At 42.9% G+C, this 23,709-nt stretch carries 20 protein-coding genes and 1 riboswitch; of the genes, 18 read left to right on the top strand and 2 right to left on the bottom strand.

Annotation, left to right across the window (positions count from 1 at the left end; translation table 11 throughout):
- The first annotated feature begins 11 nt into the window (after positions 1-11).
- The gene (pheT, locus tag NSQ36_RS13165; protein WP_050943609.1) at positions 12-2,426 is read left to right on the top strand and encodes a phenylalanine--tRNA ligase subunit beta; all 2,415 of its coding nucleotides are present in this window, start codon (positions 12-14) and stop codon (positions 2,424-2,426) included.
- A gap of 38 nt (positions 2,427-2,464) precedes the next feature.
- On the opposite strand, the gene rnhC is transcribed toward pheT, so the two are convergent.
- A complete protein-coding gene (gene rnhC / locus NSQ36_RS13160) occupies positions 2,465-3,388 on the bottom strand; it encodes a ribonuclease HIII (protein WP_113387217.1) in 924 nt (307 codons plus the stop codon).
- Positions 3,389-3,522: 134 nt separating this feature from the next.
- On the opposite strand from rnhC, the gene zapA reads away from it, so the two are divergent.
- The 15 genes from zapA to NSQ36_RS13085 all read left to right on the top strand — a co-directional run bounded on the left by zapA (position 3,523) and on the right by NSQ36_RS13085 (position 20,411).
- Positions 3,523-3,780, top strand: coding sequence for a cell division protein ZapA (gene zapA, locus NSQ36_RS13155; protein ID WP_012010831.1), 258 nt, complete (start codon positions 3,523-3,525; stop codon positions 3,778-3,780).
- A 7-nt stretch (positions 3,781-3,787) separates the two neighbouring features.
- The gene (locus tag NSQ36_RS13150) at positions 3,788-4,321 is read left to right on the top strand and encodes a CvpA family protein (RefSeq protein ID WP_003216761.1); all 534 of its coding nucleotides are present in this window, start codon (positions 3,788-3,790) and stop codon (positions 4,319-4,321) included.
- Between the two features lie 114 nt (positions 4,322-4,435).
- Positions 4,436-6,148 (top strand): DNA polymerase/3'-5' exonuclease PolX, encoded by a 1,713-nt coding sequence (polX, locus tag NSQ36_RS13145; protein WP_137055302.1) that lies wholly within the window; start codon positions 4,436-4,438, stop codon positions 6,146-6,148.
- Positions 6,149-6,169: 21 nt separating this feature from the next.
- Positions 6,170-8,527, top strand: coding sequence for an endonuclease MutS2 (locus NSQ36_RS13140; protein ID WP_251190519.1), 2,358 nt, complete (start codon positions 6,170-6,172; stop codon positions 8,525-8,527).
- Between the two features lie 14 nt (positions 8,528-8,541).
- Positions 8,542-8,946: a DUF350 domain-containing protein gene (locus NSQ36_RS13135; RefSeq protein WP_008345990.1), complete on the top strand. Its 405-nt coding sequence runs from the start codon at positions 8,542-8,544 to the stop codon at positions 8,944-8,946.
- A gap of 163 nt (positions 8,947-9,109) precedes the next feature.
- Positions 9,110-9,565, top strand: a complete 456-nt coding sequence (locus tag NSQ36_RS13130) for an immunity 63 family protein (protein WP_251190232.1) — start codon at positions 9,110-9,112, stop codon at positions 9,563-9,565.
- A 101-nt stretch (positions 9,566-9,666) separates the two neighbouring features.
- The gene (locus tag NSQ36_RS13125) at positions 9,667-11,388 is read left to right on the top strand and encodes an AMP-binding protein (protein ID WP_251190233.1); all 1,722 of its coding nucleotides are present in this window, start codon (positions 9,667-9,669) and stop codon (positions 11,386-11,388) included.
- Between the two features lie 167 nt (positions 11,389-11,555).
- A complete protein-coding gene (locus NSQ36_RS13120) occupies positions 11,556-12,140 on the top strand; it encodes a TetR/AcrR family transcriptional regulator (protein ID WP_003216590.1) in 585 nt (194 codons plus the stop codon).
- Between the two features lie 26 nt (positions 12,141-12,166).
- A complete protein-coding gene (locus tag NSQ36_RS13115) occupies positions 12,167-12,946 on the top strand; it encodes an enoyl-CoA hydratase (RefSeq protein ID WP_106029050.1) in 780 nt (259 codons plus the stop codon).
- A 31-nt stretch (positions 12,947-12,977) separates the two neighbouring features.
- A complete protein-coding gene (locus tag NSQ36_RS13110; RefSeq protein ID WP_226803813.1) occupies positions 12,978-13,751 on the top strand; it encodes an electron transfer flavoprotein subunit beta/FixA family protein in 774 nt (257 codons plus the stop codon).
- 44 nt (positions 13,752-13,795) lie between these two features.
- Entirely contained in the window at positions 13,796-14,773 is a 978-nt protein-coding gene (locus NSQ36_RS13105) for an electron transfer flavoprotein subunit alpha/FixB family protein (protein ID WP_003216494.1), read from the top strand.
- 75 nt (positions 14,774-14,848) lie between these two features.
- Entirely contained in the window at positions 14,849-16,327 is a 1,479-nt protein-coding gene (locus tag NSQ36_RS13100) for an alpha-N-arabinofuranosidase (protein ID WP_113387212.1), read from the top strand.
- A gap of 245 nt (positions 16,328-16,572) precedes the next feature.
- Positions 16,573-16,887, top strand: coding sequence for a thioredoxin (trxA, locus tag NSQ36_RS13095; protein ID WP_003216330.1), 315 nt, complete (start codon positions 16,573-16,575; stop codon positions 16,885-16,887).
- Between the two features lie 139 nt (positions 16,888-17,026).
- Positions 17,027-18,799, top strand: a complete 1,773-nt coding sequence (gene uvrC / locus NSQ36_RS13090; protein ID WP_050943614.1) for an excinuclease ABC subunit UvrC — start codon at positions 17,027-17,029, stop codon at positions 18,797-18,799.
- 63 nt (positions 18,800-18,862) lie between these two features.
- A riboswitch (Lysine riboswitch) is annotated at positions 18,863-19,040 on the top strand.
- Between the two features lie 141 nt (positions 19,041-19,181).
- On the top strand, positions 19,182-20,411 hold the full coding sequence (locus NSQ36_RS13085) for an aspartate kinase (RefSeq protein ID WP_251190235.1): 1,230 nt from the start codon (positions 19,182-19,184) through the stop codon (positions 20,409-20,411).
- 167 nt (positions 20,412-20,578) lie between these two features.
- Here NSQ36_RS13085 and NSQ36_RS13080 read toward each other — a convergent pair whose 3' ends face one another.
- Positions 20,579-21,022 carry a YslB family protein gene (locus NSQ36_RS13080; RefSeq protein ID WP_003216293.1) on the bottom strand — a complete coding sequence of 148 codons (444 nt, stop codon included), beginning with the start codon at positions 21,020-21,022 and terminating at the stop codon, positions 20,579-20,581.
- Positions 21,023-21,302: 280 nt separating this feature from the next.
- Here NSQ36_RS13080 and NSQ36_RS13075 point away from each other — a divergent pair, with 280 nt between their 5' ends.
- The gene (locus NSQ36_RS13075; RefSeq protein WP_106032633.1) at positions 21,303-21,911 is read left to right on the top strand and encodes a succinate dehydrogenase cytochrome b558 subunit; all 609 of its coding nucleotides are present in this window, start codon (positions 21,303-21,305) and stop codon (positions 21,909-21,911) included.
- Between the two features lie 37 nt (positions 21,912-21,948).
- Positions 21,949-23,709, top strand: coding sequence for a succinate dehydrogenase flavoprotein subunit (gene sdhA, locus NSQ36_RS13070; protein ID WP_003216403.1), 1,761 nt, complete (start codon positions 21,949-21,951; stop codon positions 23,707-23,709).

Here is a 23,709-nt window from a genome sequence, read left to right as displayed (position 1 = left end):
AGGAAATCAACATGTTTGTTTCATATAAATGGTTAGAAGACTATGTCGATTTAGAAGGCATTCAGCCGGATGAATTAGCAGAAAAAATCACAAGAAGCGGAATTGAAGTGGAAGCCGTTGAATATAAAGGCGAAGGCATTAAAGGAGTTGTCGTTGGACACGTCGTGGAGCGAGAACAGCACCCAAATGCCGACAAATTAAACAAATGTCTCGTAGATATCGGAGAAGACGAACCGGTTCAAATTATTTGCGGAGCTCCGAATGTGGATAAAGGACAATATGTGGCTGTCGCAACGGTTGGCGCAGTCCTTCCTGGGAATTTTAAAATTAAAAAAGCAAAGCTGCGCGGCGAAGAGTCTCATGGCATGATTTGTTCTCTGCAAGAATTAGGTGTAGAAAGCAAACTCGTACCAAAGGAATATGCAGAAGGTATTTTTGTTTTCCCAAATGACGTCAAGCCCGGAGATGATGCCCTTCAGGCACTTCAATTAGACGATGCGGTACTTGAGCTTGGCTTAACGCCAAACCGTGCGGATGCCCTGAATATGCTAGGTGTCGCCTATGAGGTTGCAGCCATTTTAGGGAAGGATATCAAACTTCCTGATACAGCACATGACACGTCTTCAGAAAAAGCAGCAGACTATATTTCAGTGAAAATTGAGGATCAAGAAGCGAATCCACTTTATGCTGCGAAGATCATTAAACATGTAAAGATTGGACCAGCACCGCTTTGGATTCAAACAAGATTGATGAATGCAGGCATTCGCCCAATTAACAACGTCGTCGATATTACGAACTTTGTACTGCTTGAATACGGTCAGCCGCTTCATGCATTTGATTATGACCGCTTTGGTTCAAAGCAAGTGGTCGTACGTAAAGCGACTGATAGCGAAAGCATTCAAACACTTGATGAGCAAGAGCGTACACTTTCATCAAAGCATCTTGTGATCACTAATGGGACGAAAGCGCACGCTGTCGCAGGCGTCATGGGCGGTCTTGAATCAGAGGTGCGTGATGAAACGACAACAATTCTTTTAGAAGCGGCATATTTCAACGGTCAAACAGTCCGTCAAGCATCTAGAGACTTGGGGCTTCGCAGTGAATCAAGTACACGATTTGAAAAAGGACTTGATCCGCAACGTACGAAATCAGCAGCCGAAAGAGCAGCGCAACTGATCAGTCTCTATGCAGGTGGTGAAGTGCTAAGCGGGACTGTGGAGGAAAACCACCTTGAAACAAGTATGAATGTCATCCAAGTATCTACTGAGCGTGTGAACAAGGTGCTTGGCATGAGCATTTCAAAAGAAGATATGATTCAAATTTTCAACAAATTGGGCTTTACAGTAGGCGAATCAAATGACGTTCTTGTTGTAACGGTTCCTTCTCGTAGAATGGATATCACGATTGAAGAAGACCTCACTGAAGAAGTTGCGAGATTATATGGCTACGATAATATCCCGTCTACACTGCCTGCGACAGCTGGTACAGTTGGCGGTCTCACGCCATATCAAGTGAAGCGCAGAAAGGTGAGACGCTTCTTAGAAGGCGCAGGTCTTTCTCAAGCGATCACGTATTCATTGACAAATCAGCATAAGTCTACAGCTTTTGCATTGAATCCAGCTTATAAAACGAGACTTTCCCTGCCGATGAGTGAAGAACGAAGTGTGCTTAGACAAAGTCTTCTGCCAAACTTACTTGATTCTGTTGCATATAACTTGGCAAGACAAGCTGATTCATTTGGTTTTTATGAAACGGGTTCTGTGTTCTTAGCAGAAGCTGAAGGAGCAAAACCGGTGGAAAAAGAGCATGTCGCTGGTGCGCTGACAGGCCTATGGCATAAAAACCTTTGGCAGGGCGAGAAAAAAGCCGTCGATTTTTATGTAGCGAAAGGAATTGCAGAAGGTCTATTTGAAAAGCTTGGTGTATCAGACCAAATCACATATGTTCAAGCAGAGCGTGAGGGTCTTCACCCAGGTCGTACAGCAGATGTTCATTTAAATGGAAAAGTCATTGGGTTTGTTGCTGCACTTCATCCAGTCATTGAAAAGGAATTAGATTTAAAAGAAACATATGTCTTCGAGTTTGATTTAACAGATGTGATGACGTCTGAATCGAAGGATATGAAATATACAGCGATTCCGAGATTCCCTGCTGTGACAAGAGATATTGCACTTGTTGTAGATCAGCATATCTCAAGCGGACAGCTGGAGCGGGTCATCTATGAGGCAGGCGGGGATTTACTGACTGATCTATCCGTCTTTGATGTGTATGAAGGTGAACACATGGAAGAAGGCAAAAAATCTGTTGCATTCTCTCTCCAATATTTAAATCCGGAACAAACATTGACAGAGGAAGAAGTCACCGCTGTTCATACAAACGTATTGAAAGCATTAGAAAATACGTATCAAGCCGTCTTGCGCGGTTAAAGAAAAAAGAGCTAAGGCCATATGGGCCTAGCTCTTTTTTATAACCATTTTTTCGCTTTTTTTGTGTTGGCAAAATGCAGCTTTGTAAATTGACGTAAAGCCTCTTCGCCGTGCAGCTTGATGAGCTTTGCAGCCGCCTTGTCCACATGAGGACCGGCTCCTTTTGGAATGTCAAACCCTGCTGCTTTAGATAACTTATCCATTTCAATTAAAAAAGCGTATCTTGCAATAATGGAAGCCGCAGCAACTGACAAATGAATGCCTTCTGCTTTTGTGCTAAAGTACGTCCGCTCCCGAATGATTTTTTTCCCAGCAAGATGCTTGAAATAAATACCCGGTTCTGCAAATTGGTCAATCAAAATAGCTTCAGGCTGTTTCCCATCTAATTTCTCCAGCACAGAGGTGATGACTTGGTTGTGAAGGAGCGCCTTCATTTTTCCTTGGCTCATGCCCTTTTCCTGCATCGCATTGTACTTTTCATTTCGGAGTACGAGCAGGCTGAACGGAATGGTTTTGATGAGATCTTTGGCAATGTTGATAATTTGCGGGTCTTTTAGACCTTTTGAGTCTTTTACGCCAAGCTCTTTCATGAGAGCAAGCTTGCTTGAATCGACATAGGCGGCACAGACCGTTATCGGTCCAAAATAATCACCTGTTCCTACTTCATCTGAACCGATGACGGACATAGAAGCAATCCCTGACGGCGGACTATATTTTGTGACAGCAGGTGCTTTTGGACTTTTCGGATCAGCTGTTTGTAAATGGCTGAATTGACTGGCTTCAGCTTCTGCCTTTTGACCTTGAAATAGCACTTTTCCAGATCGATAGGCTGTAATTGTACAGCCAGGAACCTTTGCTTGAAAAAGGGCGCCTGGTGGTAACGTATCAGTTAAGTGGTGCGCATACGCGCTCTTCATTTTTTTAAGGTCTTCTGATGTTGCTTTTAAGACGGATTGGGGCACAGTGGATAACTCCTTTTTACCTTGATATCATTGATTTCTAAAGTGTACCATAACAGGGAAGGGCTCGTCTTTCCATTCAATGTCTAAACATGTTATGATAGAGACTAGGATTCTCGTGGAATGGAGGAGAAACGTTGTCTGACGGCGGTAAAACGAAAACAACAGTTGAGATTTACGGACAGTCCTATACGATCATCGGTCAAGAAACGAAGATGCATATGCGACACGTTGCTTCAATTGTTGATGATAAAATGAGAGAAATAAATGAAAAAAACCCATACCTTGATATAAACAAATTAGCTGTACTGACAGCAGTCAATGTCGTCCACGACTACTTGAAATTAAAAGAGCAATACGAAAAACTAGAGATTCAGCTTAAAGAAAAGGAATGAAATTACCGTGATCGATATCATCATTTTGTTTTTGCTTCTTATGGGAACGCTTGTCGGTCTAAAACGCGGGTTTATTCTTCAATTTATTAAATTGATCAGCTTTGTTGTTTCTATCTTAGTGGCTTCCATGTTTTATCAGTCACTTGCACCACAGCTTACGTGGATTCCAGCACCTAATTTTAGCGGCGGTCAAGCGCAGCTCGCTTTCTTTAGTGGGAATCTAGAAACAGCTTATTATAATACCATTGCGTTTATCATTCTGTTTATCTTGACCAAAATCCTGCTCGCCATCATTGGCGGATTGCTCACAACCATTGCAAGTATACCTGTGATTAAACAGGTCAACAAACTGCTTGGCGGTGTTTTAGGATTTCTTGAAACCTATCTATTTGTATTTATTCTCTTGTTTGTCGCTGCATTACTTCCAGTCGATGCACTGCAAACAATGTTGAGCAAATCCATATTAGCAGATGCGATCGTAAGCAACACCCCTTATCTGTCCGGTCTTGTTAAAGACTTATGGACGACGTATGGAGTTTAAAAACTTCTCCTTTCTTGGAGAAGTTTTTTCTCATTCCATGACAGAAAGTTGTAGGATGAAGGAAAAGTTTGTATATTTATAAAGGAAGATGCCAAAGCGGCTGGAGGATGAGAGATGAATAAAAAAGATATTATCAAACTTCTTGAAACAATTGCAGTATATATGGAGCTAAAAGGAGATAATCCTTTTAAGATTTCTGCCTTTCGTAAAGCAGCAGCGGCACTGGAGCAAGATGACCGCAGCCTTTCTCAAATAGATGATCTACTAGCATTACCCGGCATTGGAAAAGGAACCTTTGCTGTGATCACTGAGTATATCGAAAAAGGACAATCAGAAACACTCGAACAATTAAAAAAGGAAGTGCCTGAAGGACTTGTCCCGCTTTTGAAATTGCCAGGACTCGGCGGCAAAAAGATCGCTAAGCTTTACCAAGAGCTTGGCGTCCATGATGCACAGTCTCTAAAAGAAGCATGCGAAGCGGAAAAGGTACAAGCGCTTGCTGGCTTCGGCAAAAAAACAGAAGAAAAGATTCTCGCAGCTCTTGAGGAAGCAGGAAAGCAGCCGGAACGACTGCCAATTGGCTTTGCATTAGATGTGGCAGAGCGGATTGATTATGCGCTTGAAGAGATGAAAGGTATCATCCGTTTTTCAAGAGCCGGCAGTTTAAGACGTGCACGCGAAACCGTCAAAGATTTAGATTATATCATTGCAACAGACAATCCTGAGCAAGTCAGAGAGCAGCTCGTTGCACTTGATGATGTGAAAGATGTCATCGCAAGCGGTGATACGAAGGTATCTGTTGTGCTTGCCCTTGATTTTGAGATCAGTGTCGACTTCCGGCTTGTGACAGTAGACCAATTCGCAACTACACTGCACCATTTCACTGGCTCAAAAGATCACAATATTCGAATGCGTCAGCTTGCGAAGGAACGCGGAGAGCGCATTAGCGAATATGGTGTGGAAACAATTGAAACTGGAGAAGTAAAAACGTTTGAAGACGAGAGCGCTTTTTATGCACATTTTCAACTTCCGCTCATTCCGCCAGAAATTCGTGAAACCGGAGCGGAGATTGATACGTATAAAGAAAGTATGCAGTTTGTAGAACTGAAAGATATCAAAGGCGACCTACATATGCACTCGACATGGAGTGACGGAGCCTTCTCTATTCGTGAAATGGCGGAAGCATGTATCGCAAAAGGCTATGAATACATGGCGATTACAGATCACTCGCAATATTTAAAAGTAGCCAACGGCTTAACAAAAGAACGTTTGCGTCTGCAAGCAAAAGAAATTGACAAGCTTAATCAGGAATTCGAGCATTTTCACATTTTCAAAGGGGTCGAAATGGATATCCTGCCGGATGGATCGTTAGATTATGATGATGACTTTTTAAAAGACATGGATTTTGTCATTGCGTCTATTCATTCTAGCTTCTCTCAGCCGGAAGAAGTCATTATGGAACGCCTTGAAAATGCCTTGCGTAATCAGCATGTCGATTTAATTGCACATCCAACAGGCCGTTTGATCGGCAGACGGGATGGCTATGCCTTAAATATAGATCAACTCATAGAGCTTGCGAAGAAAACGGGCACTGCACTTGAGCTCAACAGCAATCCGTCAAGACTTGATTTAAAAACAGAGCATTTAATCAAAGCAAATGAAGCGGGTGTGCACATCATGATCAATACAGATGCGCACAACATCGCCATGCTGGAACATATGGAAGTCGGTGTAACAGCTGCAAGAAAGGGCTGGACACCAAAAGCAAATGTCGTGAATACTTTTACTCTAAACGAGATCAAAAAGTTTTTAACGCGTGACAGGTAGTCGTTAGGAGGCTGGACCATGCTGCAACAAAAAGTGTTAGCATCATTAGAATTTCATAAAGTAAAAGAAAAAGTGATGTCCTATACCGCATCCACATTAGGAAAAGAAAGAGCGCAGGATTTAACACCTCTGACGGATATAGAAACCATTCAGCATTTGCTGGAAGAGGTAGAAGAAGCGCAAGATGTGATCCGTTTAAAGGGATCTGCGCCATTTGGCGGGTTAACAGATATTAGACGCGCAGTGAAAAGGGCAGAAATCGGCAGTACATTAAGCCCTTCTGAGCTGATGGAAATCGCAGGGCTATTATATGCGGTGAAAAATATGAAGCACTTTCTCACGTCCATGTATGAAGATGGAGTAGATATACCGCGCCTTCATACATATGCTGAGACGCTGATATTACTGCCTGAAATCAGAAAAGAAATCGAAAGCTGTATTGGTGATAATGGAGAAGTGCTTGATCATGCAACTCCTGCACTTCGTTCATTGCGTATTCAATTACGCTCACTAGAATCAAAGGTCCGCGATAAATTAGAATCGATGATTCGTTCACAATCGGCTTCGAAAATGCTGTCAGACACAATTGTCACCATTCGTAATGACCGGTTTGTTATTCCTGTGAAACAAGAGTACCGCTCGAATTACGGCGGAATTGTTCATGACCAGTCTTCATCAGGGGCGACCCTTTTTATTGAGCCGCAAGTGGTCGTGGATGTAAATAACACCTTGCAGCAAACCCGTTTAAAAGAGAAGCAAGAGGTTGAAAAGATCCTGCAAATGCTGACAGAGAGCGTGTCAGAGCACATTGGGGAACTGCTTCACAATGTAAAGGAACTGCAGACGCTAGATTTTATTTTTGCTAAAGCTAAATATGCAAAGACAGAAAAAGCCACAAAACCTGCTGTGAATGATCAAGGAGAAATCTATTTAAAACGAGCAAGACATCCTCTATTGCCCCGGGATCAAGTTGTTGCAAATGATATTGAGCTCGGTAAAGATTTTTCAACGATCGTGATCACTGGACCAAATACAGGGGGAAAGACCGTTACTTTAAAAACGCTAGGTCTTCTGACGCTGATGACACAGGCGGGCCTCCATATTCCAGTTGAAGAAGGCTCTGAAGTGGCTGTGTTCGACCAAGTCTTTGCTGATATTGGAGACGAACAATCCATTGAACAAAGCTTGAGTACGTTCTCATCTCATATGGTCAATATTGTCGATATCTTAAAGCATTTGACTTCTAATTCTCTCGTCTTATTTGATGAATTAGGGGCAGGAACAGACCCAGCTGAAGGTGCGGCACTTGCGATGAGCATATTAGATGAAGTGCATCAAACGAATGCACGTGTCATCGCAACGACTCATTACCCCGAGCTGAAGGCATATGGGTATAACCGGGAAGGCGTCACAAATGCAAGCGTGGAGTTTGATATTGAAACCTTATCTCCAACGTACCGCCTGCTCATCGGTGTGCCTGGACGAAGTAACGCATTTGAAATTTCAAAGCGTCTTGGTTTGCCAGATCACCTTATAGACCGGGCAAAAGCAGATATGCATGCAGAGCATAATGAAGTAGACCAAATGATTGCTTCATTAGAAGATAGCAAGAAACAAGCAGAAGAAGAACTGCATGAGACAGAAGTCTATAGAAAAGAAGCAGAAAAGCTTCATAAAGAATTGCAAAGACAAATTCTTGAATGGAATGAGCAAAAGGACAAACTGCTTGAAGAAGCTGAACAGAAAGCGAAAGAGAAAATTGAACAAGCATCAAAAGAAGCAGAAGATATCATTCAAGAGCTCCGGTCGTTAAAAAGTGAGCACCGCTCATTCAAAGAGCATGAACTCATCGATGCGCGAAAGCGTCTTGAAGAAGCTGTTCCTGAGTTTGACAGGAAAAAGAAGCCAGAGCCAGCGAAAAAAGCAGTAAGACAGCTGAAGTCAGGCGACGAAGTCAAAGTGCTTACCTTCGGGCAAAAAGGAACGCTGCTTGAACAAACAGGCGACAAAGAATGGAGTGTCCAAATGGGCATTCTGAAAATGAAGGTAAAAGAAAAAGACATGGAATTTATCAAATCAGCACCTGAATTTAAGCAAGAAAAAGCCATCACGGCAGTCAAAGGGAAAGATTATCATGTCTCGCTGGAACTCGATTTAAGAGGCGAGCGTTATGAAAATGCCTTAAGCAGAGTCGAAAAATATTTAGATGATGCTGTATTAGCTGGTTATCCGCGCGTGTCTATTATTCACGGTAAAGGAACTGGCGCCCTTAGAAAAGGGGTTCAGGAATTACTGAAACAGCATCGAAGTGTGAAAAATGCTCGTTTTGGCGAACAAGGTGAGGGAGGATCAGGCGTCACCATCGTCGAATTAAAGTAAAAAGGAGAAAACGCATGAAAGCCTTTTGGGAAAATGAACTTGTGGAAATTGCCGCCTATTATAGCGTGGCCGTCCTGTGTCTCGTCTTATTTCTAACCATTTTTGAACTCGTCACCTCCTATAAGAATTGGGAAGAGATTCAGCGGGGGAACTTAGCCGTTGCCATGGCAACAGGCGGGAAAATCTTTGGGATTGCGAATGTGTTTCAGCATTCAATCGCTCAGCACAATTCCCTTCTTCAAATGATTGGATGGGGCGTATACGGCTTTGTGATGCTGCTTGTCAGCTATTTCATTTTTGAATTTTTAACACCACGTTTTAAAGTAGACAAAGAGATTGAAAATGATAATAGAGCGGTCGGGTTTATTTCACTCATCATTTCAGTTGGGCTGTCTTACGTAGTAGCAGCCGGCATTTAAGGAGACGACATGGAAAAGCTAGCAAAAGTATTAATCGTAGTTGCCTGCACTTTTGCGGTCATTGGTGCCGTTTATCTGTTCCTGTGAAATGAAAAAAACAGGCGTTAGAAAGCTGTCAGGGAATCCCTTGGCAGCTTTTATCTCATCAAAGGCGGCGAATGACATGAAGCACATTCTGCAAAAAGACGAACTGATCAAGCGCATTGATACTTGTCTTCAAATGACATCCCTTCCAAGAGACATATACAAACCGTATATTGCACGTCCGTTTCAAACGTCAGGATTTTTTGATGATTTGAGTCCCTATATTCAAATCGATTCGATTGGTTATATCCTCATTCAATATGAACGAGGCATTCAAATGCTGCATAAAAGAACAAAAGTGGCGGATGAAGTCATTTACTGGATTTTAGAAGACACGATTTTTCTCACGGTTTACATCGACATGATGAGGAAGTATCAAGTCGACAACATCCAGACGCATTTACCGAATGACCCTAGTATCCATCAACAGATCGTAGAAAGAGTCAACGACTCATTTCGTGCAATCGGTGGATTATATGAACAGTGGCATCATGAAGGAAAAAGAGCTTCTATCGAAACACCGGCGAAAAAGTAAACATGTGCAATTGAACCAAGCCCTATTAGAAAAAAGCAAACTGCCCTAAGGAAAAGTTTGCTATAATATAATAGTACGAAAGTTCAGGAAGGAGGGTTTTTATGCAGTCAGATAAACGTTGGCTTCTGCATTACCCGAATCAAATTCCCCACGAACTCACCATCCCAAATGAAACATTACAATCTTACTTATTCAGCTCCGCAGAGGCTGCACCTGAGCATACAGCCATTCATTTTCTAGGAAAGAACATCACCTATGAACAGCTGCAAGAAGACGTATTGAAACTAGCCAGTCATCTGCTGAAAATTGGCGTGAAAAAAGGCGACAGAGTAGCGATCATGCTGCCGAACTGTCCTCAATCGGTCATTTCTTATTATGCTGTTTTAATAGCAGGCGGCATCGTTGTTCAAACAAACCCGCTTTATACGGAGAAAGAACTGGAATATCAAATAGAAGACAGCGGCGCCAAAGTGCTGATCACGCTAGATTTGTTGTATCCAAAGGCTTATAAAATGAAAGCGCTGACAAGTATGGAGCACTTAATCGTCACCAAACTACAAGATTATTTACCATTCCCGAAAAACATACTGTTTCCTATTGTGCAAAGAAGAAAAAATAAAATGGTCATACAAGTGGAGAAAAATGACACCATTCATCACTTCGCGCAGATTATGAAAGAATCGGAAGGTGAACAGCAGATACCCACACTTGCCTTTGATCCGAAAGAGGATATCGCTGTTTTGCAATATACTGGCGGAACGACCGGGTTACCAAAAGGCGTCATGCTCACACATGAAAATATTTTAGCGAATACTGAAATGTGCGCTTCCTGGATGTATAAAACGACCAGGGGGAAAGAACGCATCCTCGGCATCATTCCGTTTTTTCATGTCTACGGAATGACGACCGTCTTAAATCTTGCTGTCAAAGAAGGGCATTCAATGATTCTACTTCCGCGATTTGACGCAGCTGATACCCTCAAAACGATTGAAAAACAGAAGCCGACGCTCTTTCCAGGTGCACCAACCATGTATATCGCCTTGCTGCATCATCCGAACATTGAAAAGTATGATCTATCGTCCATCACTGCATGTCTAAGCGGCTCAGCGGCACTTCCTGTTGAAGTCAAACAAAGCTTTGAAAAATTAACAGGAGGACGCTTAGTGGAGGGGTACGGACTTTCAGAAACCTCACCCGTCACTCATTCTAACTTTTTATGGGGAGCGAACAAAACAGGCAGCATTGGCTGTCCGTGGCCTAATACAGATGCCGGTATTTATTGCGAGGAAACCGGAGGCCTCAAAGAACCATATGAGCATGGGGAAATCATTGTTAAAGGCCCTCAGATCATGAAAGGATACTGGAATCAGCCAGAGGAGACAGAGGCTGTATTACGAGATGGCTGGTTTTTCACCGGAGATATAGGGTATATGGATGAGGACGGTTTTTTCTATATCGTCGACCGGAAAAAAGATGTCATCATTGCGAGCGGCTATAATATTTACCCAAGAGAAGTCGAAGAAGCCCTTTATGAGCATGAGCTTGTACAAGAAGTCGTCGTCGCAGGTATTCCAGATCCGTACAGAGGAGAAACAGTGAAAGCATTTATTGTACCGAAAAAGGATGCCTACTTAACAGAGGACGAACTTGATCGCTTTGTCAGGACGAGAATTGCCTCATTTAAAGTACCGCGCGTGTATGAATTTAAAGAGTCACTGCCTAAAACAGCCGTCGGGAAGATTTTGCGCAGAGTATTAATTGAAGAAGAAAAAAGAAAGCACGCTTCTTCATCTGAAACGCCTGCCGATCAACCGAAAACATAACGGCTTCATCATCCGGTCCACCGGCCGGATGATTTGAATGTTGACCGCCTCCTCTGGTATGCTAAAGGTGGAAAAGAAAGAAGAAGATCACTTGACAAATCGCCCGTTTCTTTTTAACATAAAGTTATGAATGAATACTCATTCAATCCAGAAAGGGACGAAGCACATTGAAGCAGAAAAGACCGAAGTACATGCAAATTATTGATGCAGCAGTTGTGGTGATTGCAGAGAACGGCTATCACCAATCACAAGTTTCAAAAATTGCGAAACAAGCAGGGGTAGCAGACGGAACCATTTATCTTTATTTCAAAAATAAAGAGGATATTTTGATCTCATTGTTCAAAGAAAAAATGGGACAATTCATCGAACGAATGGAAACAGATATTCAAAAGAAACCGTCGGCGAAAGAAAAGCTTCTACTGCTTATTGAGGAGCATTTTCGTATGCTTGCGCAAAATCATCATTTGGCTCTTGTGACACAGCTTGAACTCAGGCAGTCAAACCTTGAGCTGCGGCAAAAAATCAATGAGGTGCTGAAAGGGTATTTAAATATGCTCGAGTCGATATTAGCAGAAGGAAAGAAAACAGGAGAATTCAGACAAAATCTAGATGTCCGCTTAGCGAGACAAATGGTATTTGGGACGATTGATGAAACCGCTACAACATGGGTCATGAATGATCAAAAATATGATCTTCCTGCACTCGCAGAAAACGTACGTGATCTACTCTTAAACGGAATACATCAATCTTAAAGACATTTTGAAAAAGGATGATTGACATGGAAAAGATACTCACCTTACATCATGAAGGACAGACAGCACTTATCACGATTCAGCATCCACCAGCAAACGCCTTATCTTCTCAGCTGCTCACCGAGCTTAATGACATGTTTGACCAGCTCGAACAAAATGAAGAAGTAAGAGCCATTGTGATCCACGGGGAAGGAAGATTTTTCTCAGCAGGAGCTGATATTAAGGAATTTACGACGTTACAGGAAGAGTCTGACTATTCAAGCCTTGCAGACAGAGGGCAGCAGGTCTTTGAACGGATTGAACAATGTCCAAAACCGGTCATTGCTTCAATTCACGGAGCGGCATTAGGCGGGGGCCTTGAGCTTGCCATGTCTTGTGATATCCGAATTGCCACAAAAGATGCGAAGCTTGGACTGCCGGAACTAAACCTCGGCATCATTCCGGGATTCGGCGGTACGCAGCGCCTGCCGCGCTATGTTGGTTCTGCTAAAGCGCTGGAAATGATGGGTACAGCTGAACCGATTACAGGTGAAGAAGCATTTGCCTGCGGACTTGTTTCAAAGCTGGCAGAAACAGAGGAAGAGGCGCTCGAAGCAGCCAAAATACTTGCGTCAAAATTTGCAACGAAAAGCCCAAAATCACTCGAGTATGTGCTGGATTTATTGAATGCGACAAAATTGTATTCATATGATGGCGGTATGAAGCTAGAAGCCAAAAAGTTCGGTGAGATTTTCCAATCGAATGACGCCAAAGAAGGCATACAAGCCTTTATCGAAAAGCGCAAGCCGAATTTTAAAGGGGAATAAAGGATTCAAACGAAACAAGGGGGAGAAATGGATGAATATATTTGTTTTGATGAAGCGTACGTTTGACACGGAAGAGAAGATTTCCATTCAGTCTGGTGCAATTCAAGAAGATGGAGCAGAGTTCATTATTAATCCTTATGACGAGTACGCCATAGAAGAAGCCATCCAGCTTCGCGACGAGCACGGGGGAGAAGTGACCGTTGTGACAGTTGGCAGTGAGGATGCGGAAAAGCAGCTGAGAACAGCGCTTGCTATGGGCTGCGATCAAGCCGTTTTATTAAATGTGGAAGACGACTTAGAAGAGTGGGATCAATATTCAGCTTCTACGATTCTTTACCATTATTTAAAAGACAAAGAGGCTTCCTTGATCTTAGCAGGGAATGTGGCGATTGACGGTGGCTCTGGACAGGTTGCCCCGCGTCTTGCTGAATTACTTGGGTTTTCATATGTCACAACGATTACAAGTATTCAAATTGACGGCGGCTCTGCTTCGATTGAACGAGATGCAGAAGGTGATGTGGAAGTCATTTCTGCTGAGCTCCCGCTTGTCGTCACTGCGCAGCAAGGTCTCAACGAGCCTCGCTATCCATCATTACCAGGCATTATGAAGGCAAAGAAAAAGCCTTTAGAAGAATTGGAACTAGATGATTTAGATCTGGATGAAGATGATGTGCCATATAAAATCAAAACAATTGAACGTTTCTTACCGGAGAAAAAAGAGGGTGGCAAGGTGCTGAACGGTGAGCTTCAGGATCAAGTCAAAGAACTGACAGATTTATTAAGAAATGAAGCAAAGGTCATCTAAACATCCACTTTACGATATCACGAGAACAAGGGGGAACTTGAAAGATGAGTAAAAAAGTTGTTGTACTTGGAGAAAGTCGTGACGGTAAATTAAGAAATGTGACATTTGAAGCGATTGCTGCCGCTCATCAAGTGGCAGATGGCGGTGAAGTCATTGGCGTGTTAATAGGGGATGACGTCAAAGACCAAGCGAATGAACTGCTATACTATGGAGCGGATCATGTCATGATTGTGGAGCATCCGCACCTTTCATACTATACGTCAGATGGTTTTGCGCAGGCACTTCAAGCCATATTAGATCAGGTTGACCCAGATGCCGTCCTCTTTGGCCATACGTCTATCGGAAAAGACTTGTCGCCGAAAATAGCTGCACGCTTGCAGACTGGTTTAATTTCAGATGCGATTGATGTAAGCGTTACCGGAGAACATCTTGTTTTCACAAGACCGATTTACTCTGGAAAAGCCTTCGAAAAAGTGATTTCAACAGATCGTCTGCTTTTGGCCACCATACGCCCGAACAACGTGGCACCTCTTGAGCGGGATGCCTCACGAAGCGGTGACATTACACCGGTTTCTGTCGATATTCAGAACCTGCGAACGATCGTGAAGGAAGTCATTAAAAAAACGTCAGAAGGTGTAGATTTATCTGAAGCAAAAGTTATCGTCGCCGGGGGACGCGGGGTCAAGAGTAAGGAAGGGTTTGAACCGCTGAATGAACTCGCTGAGACGCTGGGCGCAGCAGTCGGTGCCTCGCGTGGTGCCTGTGACGCAGACTACTGTGATTATGCCCTGCAAATTGGGCAAACAGGCAAGGTCGTCACACCTGATCTCTATATTGCGTGCGGGATATCAGGAGCGATTCAGCATTTAGCCGGGATGTCTAACAGTAAAGTCATTGTGGCGATTAACAAAGACCCAGAAGCTGAGATCTTCAAAATTGCCGATTACGGAATCGTCGGTGACTTGTTTGAAGTGGTACCGCTTTTGAATGAAGAGTTAAAAAAGATGAATATCCACTCGTAACGCTCATACACTCAGAATGCCTAGGTATTCTGGGTTTTTTTGTATGTAATCAATACACAAAGGAGCGGTTGATAAGTGAAGGGAACAGTAAAAGTGAATGACGTGATCGGACGTATTTCTAAACACATCTATGGACATTTTCAAGAGCATTTAGGAAGAGGGATTTATGATGGGATTTGGGTCGGAAAAGATTCAGAGATCGATCATATTGAGGGGATTCGTACGGATGTGCTAAAAGCCCTTCAAGCATTACATATTCCGGTGCTTAGGTGGCCGGGCGGCTGCTTTGCAGACGAGTATCATTGGGCAAATGGTGTAGGTGATCTCAGCGAACGAAAGCCGATGGTGAACACTCATTGGGGTGGTACGGTTGAATCCAATGAATTTGGTACACATGAGTTTATGAAATTGTGTGAGCTGCTTGAATGTGAGCCTTATATTTGCGGAAATGTGGGAAGTGGGACTGTTCAAGAATTAGCAGACTGGGTCGAGTACATCACCTTTCCAAAGGGAACACCTATGTCTGATTGGCGCATTCAAAATGGAAAACAAGAACCTTGGGATTTGACCTATGTTGGTGTAGGAAACGAAAGCTGGGGCTGTGGCGGGAATATGACGCCTGAATACTATGCCGATTTATATAAACGATATCAAACGTATGTGAGAGAGTTTGCAGGTCAATCCATATACAAAATTGCGTGCGGAGCCAATTCAAATGATGTGAATTGGACAAAAGTATTAATGGAGCGCGCCGCACCTTGGATGGATGGACTCAGTTTGCATTACTACACTGTACCTGGTACGTGGGAGAAGAAAGGGTCAGCGACTGAATTTGATGAAGATGAATGGTTTATTACGTTGAAAAAAGCCTATGAGATGGAACGGCTTGTCGTGGATCATGGAGAGATCATGGATCGTTATGATCCAGACAAGCGAATCGGGATGATCATTGATGAATGGGGGACATGGTATGACCCAGAACCAGGAACAAATCCAGGGTTTTTGTATCAGCAAAACACACTAAGAGACGCACTTGTTTGTGCCCTTCATTTTCATATCTTTCATCGTCATTGCCAGCGGATTCATATGGCGAATATTGCCCAGACGGTCAATGTTCTGCAAGCAATGGTGTTAACGGAAGACGAAAAGATGCTTCTGACACCTACGTATCATGTGTTTCACATGTTTCAAGTGCATCAAGAGGAAGAAGCACTTGAAGTGGAATTCGTGTCAACGCCTTATGAACGCAGAGGAGAAAAAATACCTCAGGTTAGCGTGTCAGCTTCGCGTTCGTCAGATAAGATGCATATTAGCTTCTGTCACCTGAATCCGCATGAACAAAACGAAGTATCCCTTGCCATTGAAGGTGTGGATGCAGAAACGAAAGTCACGGGCCGCGTGCTGACAGCAAACCGCATGAATGCGCACAACACATTTGATGATCCTCATGCTGTCCAGCCAGCAGAGTTTCAGCAATTTGCTGTAAAACCCGGTGAGTTGAGCATAGAGCTGCCGCCAATGTCTGTGGTGATGATTACGATTGATCTCGCTTGATCGCATATTTAGATGTTTGATGAGCAGGATGTTGGGGCATCATACATTGTAAACGAAGCGGAAAGGGAGTTATTTATATGCTTAGAACGATTCTCATGATTATCGGTGCAATTGTTGTCATTGGTGCGATTGTACGGTTTGTTTTTTAATTCATTTCATAAAAAATGATTCGTAAGCATTTCATTCGCAAGTCACATTGGTAGATGCTATACTAAAAAGCATAATTTACATTGGAGGAATGAATAATGGCAATCGTAAAAGCTACTGACGCAACATTTTCACAAGAAACTGCAGAAGGTGTTGTTATTGCGGACTTTTGGGCACCATGGTGCGGACCTTGTAAAATGATTGCTCCAGTTCTTGAAGAACTTGATCAAGAAATGGGCGATAAAATGAAAATTGTAAAAATTGATGTAGACGATAACCAAGAAACTGCTGGTAAATACGGCGTGATGAGTATCCCAACACTTCTTGTTTTAAAAGACGGTGAAGTGGTAGAAACTTCTGTTGGTTTCAAACCAAAAGAAGCACTTGCTGAGCTTGTTAACAAACATCTATAAACCTGTCTATGCCCAATCGGCATACTCACTAAAGCGGTTCTCGTAAAGACGAGAGCCGCTTTTCTTTCAACATGGTATAAAACAAATGTTCGTGATACACTAGAAGGAGTGAAAGAGGAAAACAAGGACGGATGAAAAGATGAACAAACTGATCAAAGAAAAGCTATCGGTCTTGCCAGATCAACCAGGCTGCTATTTAATGAAAGATCGGCAAAATACAGTCATTTATGTGGGGAAGGCAAAGGTCTTAAAAAATAGAGTACGCTCTTATTTCACTGGATCTCATGACGCCAAAACGCAGCGGCTTGTCAGTGAAATTGAGGACTTTGAATACATTGTCACCTCTTCTAATATCGAGGCACTCATTTTAGAGCTGAATTTAATCAAAAAATACGACCCAAAATACAATGTCATGCTCAAGGATGACAAAACGTATCCTTTTATAAAAATTACGAATGAACGGCATCCTAAGCTGATCGTCACACGCAATGTGAAGAAGGATAAAGGGAAATATTTCGGTCCATACCCGAACGTTCAAGCAGCAAGAGAAACGAAAAAGCTGCTCGACCGTTTATATCCTCTCAGAAAATGTAGCACCCTCCCTGACCGTGTCTGTCTCTATTATCATCTTGGACAATGTCTCGCGCCATGTGTGTATGACATTTCTGAAGAAACGAATAAGCAGCTCGTGGACGAAATCATAAGGTTTCTAAACGGAGGACACCAGCAAATCAAAAAAGAACTCACCGAAAAGATGCAGGAAGCCGCCGAACAATTAGAGTTCGAACGGGCAAAAGAACTGAGAGACCAAATCGCGTATATCGACTCTACGATGGAAAAGCAGAAAATGACGATGAGCGATTTATCAGATCGAGATGTTTTTGCATATGCCTATGACAAGGGCTGGATGTGTGTCCAGGTCTTCTTCATCAGGCAAGGGAAATTGATTGAACGTGATGTCAGCCTGTTTCCTATGTATCAAGACCCTGAGGAAGAGTTTCTCACATTTATGGGACAATTTTATGCAAAGAACAACCACTTTCTGCCGAAGGAAATTTTGGTGCCAGATAGCGTAGATCAAGAGATGATTGAACAATTGCTTGAGACGAACGTTCATCAGCCGAAAAAAGGAAAGAAAAAGGATTTGCTATTACTTGCCCATCAAAATGCCAAAATCGCCTTAAAAGAAAAATTTTCGCTCATTGAGCGTGATGAAGAGCGGTCCATTGGTGCAGTGAAGCAGCTTGGAGATGCACTAAATATTTATATGCCTTACCGGATTGAGGCATTTGATAACTCGAATATTCAAGGTGCAGACCCGGTTTCTGCCATGGTCGTCTTTCAGGACGGGAAGCCGTATAAAAAGGAATACCGAAAATACAAAATTAAAACCGTCACAGGTCCAGATGATTATGCATCGATGCGTGAAGTCATTAGAAGGCGATATACCCGCGTGTTAAAGGATGAGCTCCCGCTACCAGATTTGATTTTAATTGACGGAGGAAAGGGACAGATCAATGCAGCGATAGATGTGCTTGAAAATGAATTGAATCTGTCTGTTCCAGTAGCAGGTCTAGTCAAAGATGAAAAGCACCGGACGTCGAATCTGATGATGGGCGATACACTGGAAATTGTTGCACTAGAGCGGAATAGCCAGGCCTTCTATTTATTGCAGCGCATTCAAGATGAAGTGCACCGATTCGCGATTAGCTTTCACCGGCAGCTGCGCGGAAAAAATGCATTTCAATCTATTTTAGACGATGTGCCAGGTATCGGAGAAAAGCGTAAAAAACAGCTTCTTAAACATTTTGGCTCTGTGAAAAAGATGAAAGAAGCCTCTATCCAAGACTTTCAGGAGGCTGGTATCCCGAAACAAACGGCCGAGCTTTTAATGGAAGCTTTAAAAAAATAGATTGTACTTTTTCCAAAAGTCTGTTAAGATTGTGACTAAATTTAATAAATGAACGTGTTGTTTGTTGAAGATAGAGGTGCGAACTTCAAGAGTAAGCCTTCAGAGATCGATGGGATCTGGGAAGAGGGCTAAAAGGGGAGCGTCGCCGAAGTGAATAAAATCCACTCATTTTATTCGCTGGCTGTACATTGAAGAAATGTAGGGCTGTCAAGAATGTATTTCTTGGAGGGCTATCTCATTGTTTGCATCGTTTGATGATGATTATAAAGCAATGGGAGATCTGTTCTCTCATTGCTTTTTTTATTTGCAGTGAGCAGGCAGTCTCCAAAGCCGCTTCTTGCCTCTTCTCTCACACGTGATCTTTTGAAAAAGGGTGGTAGACATGGGACTAATTGTACAAAAATTTGGCGGAACGTCTGTTGGGTCGACAGAAAAAATTCGCAATGCTGCAGAAAGGGTCATCGCTGAACGCGAGGCCGGACATGATGTGGTTGTGGTTGTGTCGGCAATGGGTAAATCAACGGATGTTCTAGTAGACCTAGCGGAAGAACTCACAGATCATCCGAGCAAAAGAGAAATGGATATGCTGCTCGCAACTGGAGAGCAAGTGACCATTTCCTTATTAACGATGGCGCTGCAAGCAAAAGGCTATGATGCAATTTCCTTTACAGGCTGGCAGGCTGGTATGAAAACAGAGCAAGTACATGGTAACGCAAGAATCGTGGACATCGATGAATCAAGAATAAAAGAGGAATTAAGTGCTGGGAAAGTCGTTGTTGTGGCAGGTTTCCAAGGAATTGCAGATGACCTGCATATTACAACACTTGGACGCGGTGGATCAGATACGACGGCTGTAGCACTTGCTGCCGCACTAAAAGCGGATAAATGTGATATTTACACAGATGTACCAGGAGTATTTACGACAGATCCGCGCTATGTACCGGCCGCGCGGAAGCTTGCAGGTATTTCATACGATGAGATGCTCGAACTGGCTAATTTAGGAGCTGGTGTCTTGCATCCGAGAGCTGTCGAATTTGCGAAAAATTATCAAGTCCCACTAGAAGTCCGTTCTAGTATTGAAAATGAATCGGGTACGTTAATTGAGGAGGAATCATCCATGGAACAAAATTTAGTCGTCAGAGGCATTGCATTTGAGGATCAGATTACACGCGTGACGGTGTGCGGTCTTTCAAGCGATCTCACCACATTGTCGACCATCTTTACGACACTTGCGAAGCAAAATATCAATGTGGATATCATCATTCAGTCCGTCACAAGCACCAATCAGACGTCGATCTCTTTCTCTGTGAAAACGGATGATTTGTCTAAAACAGTTGAAGTGTTAGAAGAATATAAAGGAGCACTTGGCTACGAACAGATCGAGACAGAAAGCAAATTAGCCAAAGTATCTATCGTTGGATCTGGTATGGTCTCAAATCCAGGCGTAGCTGCTGAAATGTTCGCTGTGTTAGCGGAAAAAGACATACAAGTGAAAATGGTCAGTACGTCTGAAATCAAAGTCTCAACAGTGGTTGGCCGTGACGATATGGTCAAAGCAGTTGAAGCACTGCATGATGCGTTTGATTTATCAAAGGTAGCTGCCCATTCTTAAACAGGCAGGGAGGTGTATCTCTTAAAAGAGTGCACCTCTTTTTTATATCCGAACCCCCCATACTAGAAAGGAAAACGTACGTAAACCCATTCACTAAGTATGCTATGATAGAAGAAGGCAAACAAAAAAAAGGCGTGACCTAAAGTCCGCGCCTTTCATAAAGAGTGTTAGCTAGGGTCTCTTAAATCCCATTTAACGGTTAAAATGACTTTATCAGCACGCTTTTTCACTTGTTCATAAGATTCAGCCACGTGCTCGTTCAGAAGCTGGATTTGTTCAGCAATAAAACCTGCTTCCATCTGAAAGCATGGCTCCTTTTGATAGGTAAGTCGATTTGATACAAGTGGACCTTCGAGCTCAAACTCAATTTCCTGTTTTTTCGAATGGACCATCGTGAGAGTTCCCCATCCGGCATCATGGAAAAATTCGGGGATTTTCTCCCATGACTCTTGAGGGAATTTACGAGCAAGCAGCTTACCCGCAAAATACATCATAGATGAATGATCCTGACCCAAAATATCAGGCAGCAGAACTTCGCGTATCAGCTCGTAGGCAAATCCATTGACTTCAATTTCTTTTAGCTGTTCTAAGTTAGATTCGAATTTATTCATTGTACGGCTCCCCTCTTTCAACAATTTATTATAGCTTATGTGAGCATATGATGACAGAGTTTTCCCTGAAGTCTAAGAAATTCTTATTGTAGTAAAACGAATTTTGATTTAAAACTTTTAAATTTCGGAAAATTTTAATTTATGTACGCGGTTTCTTGACGCTTTTTTGACATAGGAGTAAAATGAAATTGTCAATAAATTTGAATAAAGTGCTTACAATTGAAAGAAGCGGGGGTAAGACAATTTTCAGCAATTGCACTTTTTACTAGGGGGTAAAGTAATGTCGGGGAACAAAGAATTTTTTTATCGGAGATTGCATTCTTTGCTTGGCGTCATTCCGGTCGGTCTATTTTTAATTCAGCACTTAGTGATTAACCACTTTGCGACGAATGGACCAGAGGCGTTTAACAAAGCTGCACACTTTATGGAACAGCTTCCATTCAGATATGCACTTGAGCTGTTCGTGATTTTCTTACCACTGATCTATCATGCTGTTTATGGGGTGTACATAGCCTTTACGGCACAAAACAATACGTCTCGCTTCAGTTACTTAAGAAACTGGTTGTTCAGACTGCAAAGGATTTCAGGTATCATCACATTGATTTTTGTGACTTGGCATGTATGGGAAACACGAATTCAAGCTCAGCTTGGAGCTGAAGTGAACTATGACATGATGGCGAATATTTTAAGCTCTCCATTTATGCTAGGCTTCTATATTGTCGGCGTTTTATCTACTATTTTCCACTTTGCTAATGGCTTGTGGTCATTTGCTGTCAGCTGGGGAATTACTGTTTCACCACGCTCACAAAGAATCTCCACATATGTGACATTAGGTATATTTATAGCGCTTTCATATGTAGGGCTAAGAGCAATTTTCGCTTTTGTTTAAGAGGAAATAGATTAGTAGAAGAGGGAGAGGGGCTACAATGAGTAATTCTAGCATCATCGTTGTCGGAGGCGGCTTAGCTGGTCTCATGGCAACTATTAAAGCAGCAGAAGCGGGAACAGCTGTTAAACTATTTTCAATCGTACCTGTAAAACGTTCGCATTCTGTATGTGCACAGGGCGGAATCAACGGAGCGGTGAATACAAAAGGTGAAGGGGATTCACCTTATGAGCATTTTGACGACACGGTGTATGGCGGAGACTTCTTAGCCAACCAGCCGCCAGTTAAGGCAATGTGTGAAGCAGCGCCGTCCATTATCCATTTACTTGATCGGATGGGTGTGATGTTTAACAGAACACCAGAGGGATTATTGGACTTCCGCCGCTTCGGGGGAACACAGCACCACCGTACAGCATTTGCTGGAGCTACAACAGGCCAGCAGCTATTATATGCACTTGATGAGCAGGTTCGCCGCTATGAAGTAGCAGGACTTGTCACGAAATATGAAGGCTGGGAATTCCTTGGCGCTGTGTTAGATGACGAGGAAGTATGCCGAGGCATTGTCGCGCAGAACTTAACAACAATGGAAATTGAATCCTTCCGTTCAGATGCAGTGATCATGGCAACAGGCGGTCCTGGAATCGTGTTCGGAAAATCAACGAACTCCATGATTAACACTGGATCTGCTGCATCTATCGTCTATCAGCAAGGGGCTCATTACGCAAATGGAGAATTCATTCAAATTCACCCAACAGCGATCCCTGGAGATGACAAGCTTCGTCTCATGAGTGAATCGGCTCGTGGTGAAGGCGGACGTGTTTGGACATATAAAGACGGGAAGCCTTGGTACTTCCTAGAAGAAAAATATCCAGCATACGGAAACCTTGTACCGCGTGATATCGCAACACGTGAGATCTTTGACGTATGTGTCGAGCAAAAGCTTGGCATCAACGGAGAGAACATGGTATATCTGGATCTTTCTCATAAAGATCCAAAAGAACTTGATATTAAACTTGGCGGCATCATTGAAATCTATGAAAAATTCATGGGTGATGACCCGCGTAAGCTTCCAATGAAAATTTTCCCTGCTGTTCATTACTCAATGGGCGGATTATGGGTTGACTATGATCAAATGACGAATATCAAAGGTCTATTTGCTGCCGGAGAATGTGATTACTCTATGCACGGCGGAAACAGACTTGGTGCAAACTCACTGCTTTCAGCCATTTACGGCGGAATGGTCGCTGGACCAAATGCTGTGAAGTACATTAGTGGTCTTGAAAAGTCTGCGGAAGACCTATCTTCTGCAACATTTGACAGCGCCGTGAAGAAAGAGCAGGAGAAATGGGACAACATCCTCGGCATGGACGGAACAGAAAATGCGTACGTGCTTCATAAAGAGCTTGGAGAATGGATGACGGATAACGTCACAGTTGTTCGTTACAATGACAAACTCTTAAAAACAGATCAGAAAATCGAAGAACTAATGGAGCGCTACAAGCAGATCAACATCAACGATACAGCTTCATGGAGCAACCAAGGCGCTGCCTTCACACGTCAGCTTGACAACATGCTTCAGCTGGCAAGAGTCATTACGATCGGGGCTTACAACCGGAATGAGAGCCGAGGCGCACACTACAAACCGGACTTCCCAGAGAGAAACGATGAAGAGTTCCTAAAAACAACGATGGCTACGTTCAAAGGAAAAAATCAAAAGCCTGCATTCCACTATGAGGACGTCGATGTATCGTTAATTGCACCTCGTAAACGAGATTACTCGAAGAAAAAGGTGGAGAAATAA

The sequence above is a fragment of the Bacillus sp. FSL W8-1143 genome (assembly GCF_037965155.1).
In the GTDB taxonomy this organism is placed as follows: domain Bacteria; phylum Bacillota; class Bacilli; order Bacillales; family Bacillaceae; genus Bacillus; species Bacillus pumilus.
Note: the sequence above shows the minus strand (reverse complement) of the source record. Positions and strands in the feature narration are given on the sequence as shown.

What these genes read in the sequence shown, in the direction of transcription:
- trxA (WP_003216330.1), top strand. Translation starts at nt 16,573, where the DNA reads ATGGCAATCGTAAAAGCTACTGACGCAACATTTTCACAAGAAACTGCA.
- NSQ36_RS13075 (WP_106032633.1), top strand. Translation starts at nt 21,303, where the DNA reads ATGTCGGGGAACAAAGAATTTTTTTATCGGAGATTGCATTCTTTGCTT.
- NSQ36_RS13130 (WP_251190232.1), top strand. Translation starts at nt 9,110, where the DNA reads ATGAAGCACATTCTGCAAAAAGACGAACTGATCAAGCGCATTGATACT.
- NSQ36_RS13080 (WP_003216293.1), bottom strand. Translation starts at nt 21,022, where the DNA reads ATGAATAAATTCGAATCTAACTTAGAACAGCTAAAAGAAATTGAAGTC.
- NSQ36_RS13085 (WP_251190235.1), top strand. Translation starts at nt 19,182, where the DNA reads ATGGGACTAATTGTACAAAAATTTGGCGGAACGTCTGTTGGGTCGACA.
- polX (WP_137055302.1), top strand. Translation starts at nt 4,436, where the DNA reads ATGAATAAAAAAGATATTATCAAACTTCTTGAAACAATTGCAGTATAT.
- NSQ36_RS13135 (WP_008345990.1), top strand. Translation starts at nt 8,542, where the DNA reads ATGAAAGCCTTTTGGGAAAATGAACTTGTGGAAATTGCCGCCTATTAT.
- NSQ36_RS13110 (WP_226803813.1), top strand. Translation starts at nt 12,978, where the DNA reads ATGAATATATTTGTTTTGATGAAGCGTACGTTTGACACGGAAGAGAAG.
- uvrC (WP_050943614.1), top strand. Translation starts at nt 17,027, where the DNA reads ATGAACAAACTGATCAAAGAAAAGCTATCGGTCTTGCCAGATCAACCA.
- NSQ36_RS13115 (WP_106029050.1), top strand. Translation starts at nt 12,167, where the DNA reads ATGGAAAAGATACTCACCTTACATCATGAAGGACAGACAGCACTTATC.
- pheT (WP_050943609.1), top strand. Translation starts at nt 12, where the DNA reads ATGTTTGTTTCATATAAATGGTTAGAAGACTATGTCGATTTAGAAGGC.
- NSQ36_RS13105 (WP_003216494.1), top strand. Translation starts at nt 13,796, where the DNA reads ATGAGTAAAAAAGTTGTTGTACTTGGAGAAAGTCGTGACGGTAAATTA.
- NSQ36_RS13125 (WP_251190233.1), top strand. Translation starts at nt 9,667, where the DNA reads ATGCAGTCAGATAAACGTTGGCTTCTGCATTACCCGAATCAAATTCCC.
- sdhA (WP_003216403.1), top strand. Translation starts at nt 21,949, where the DNA reads ATGAGTAATTCTAGCATCATCGTTGTCGGAGGCGGCTTAGCTGGTCTC.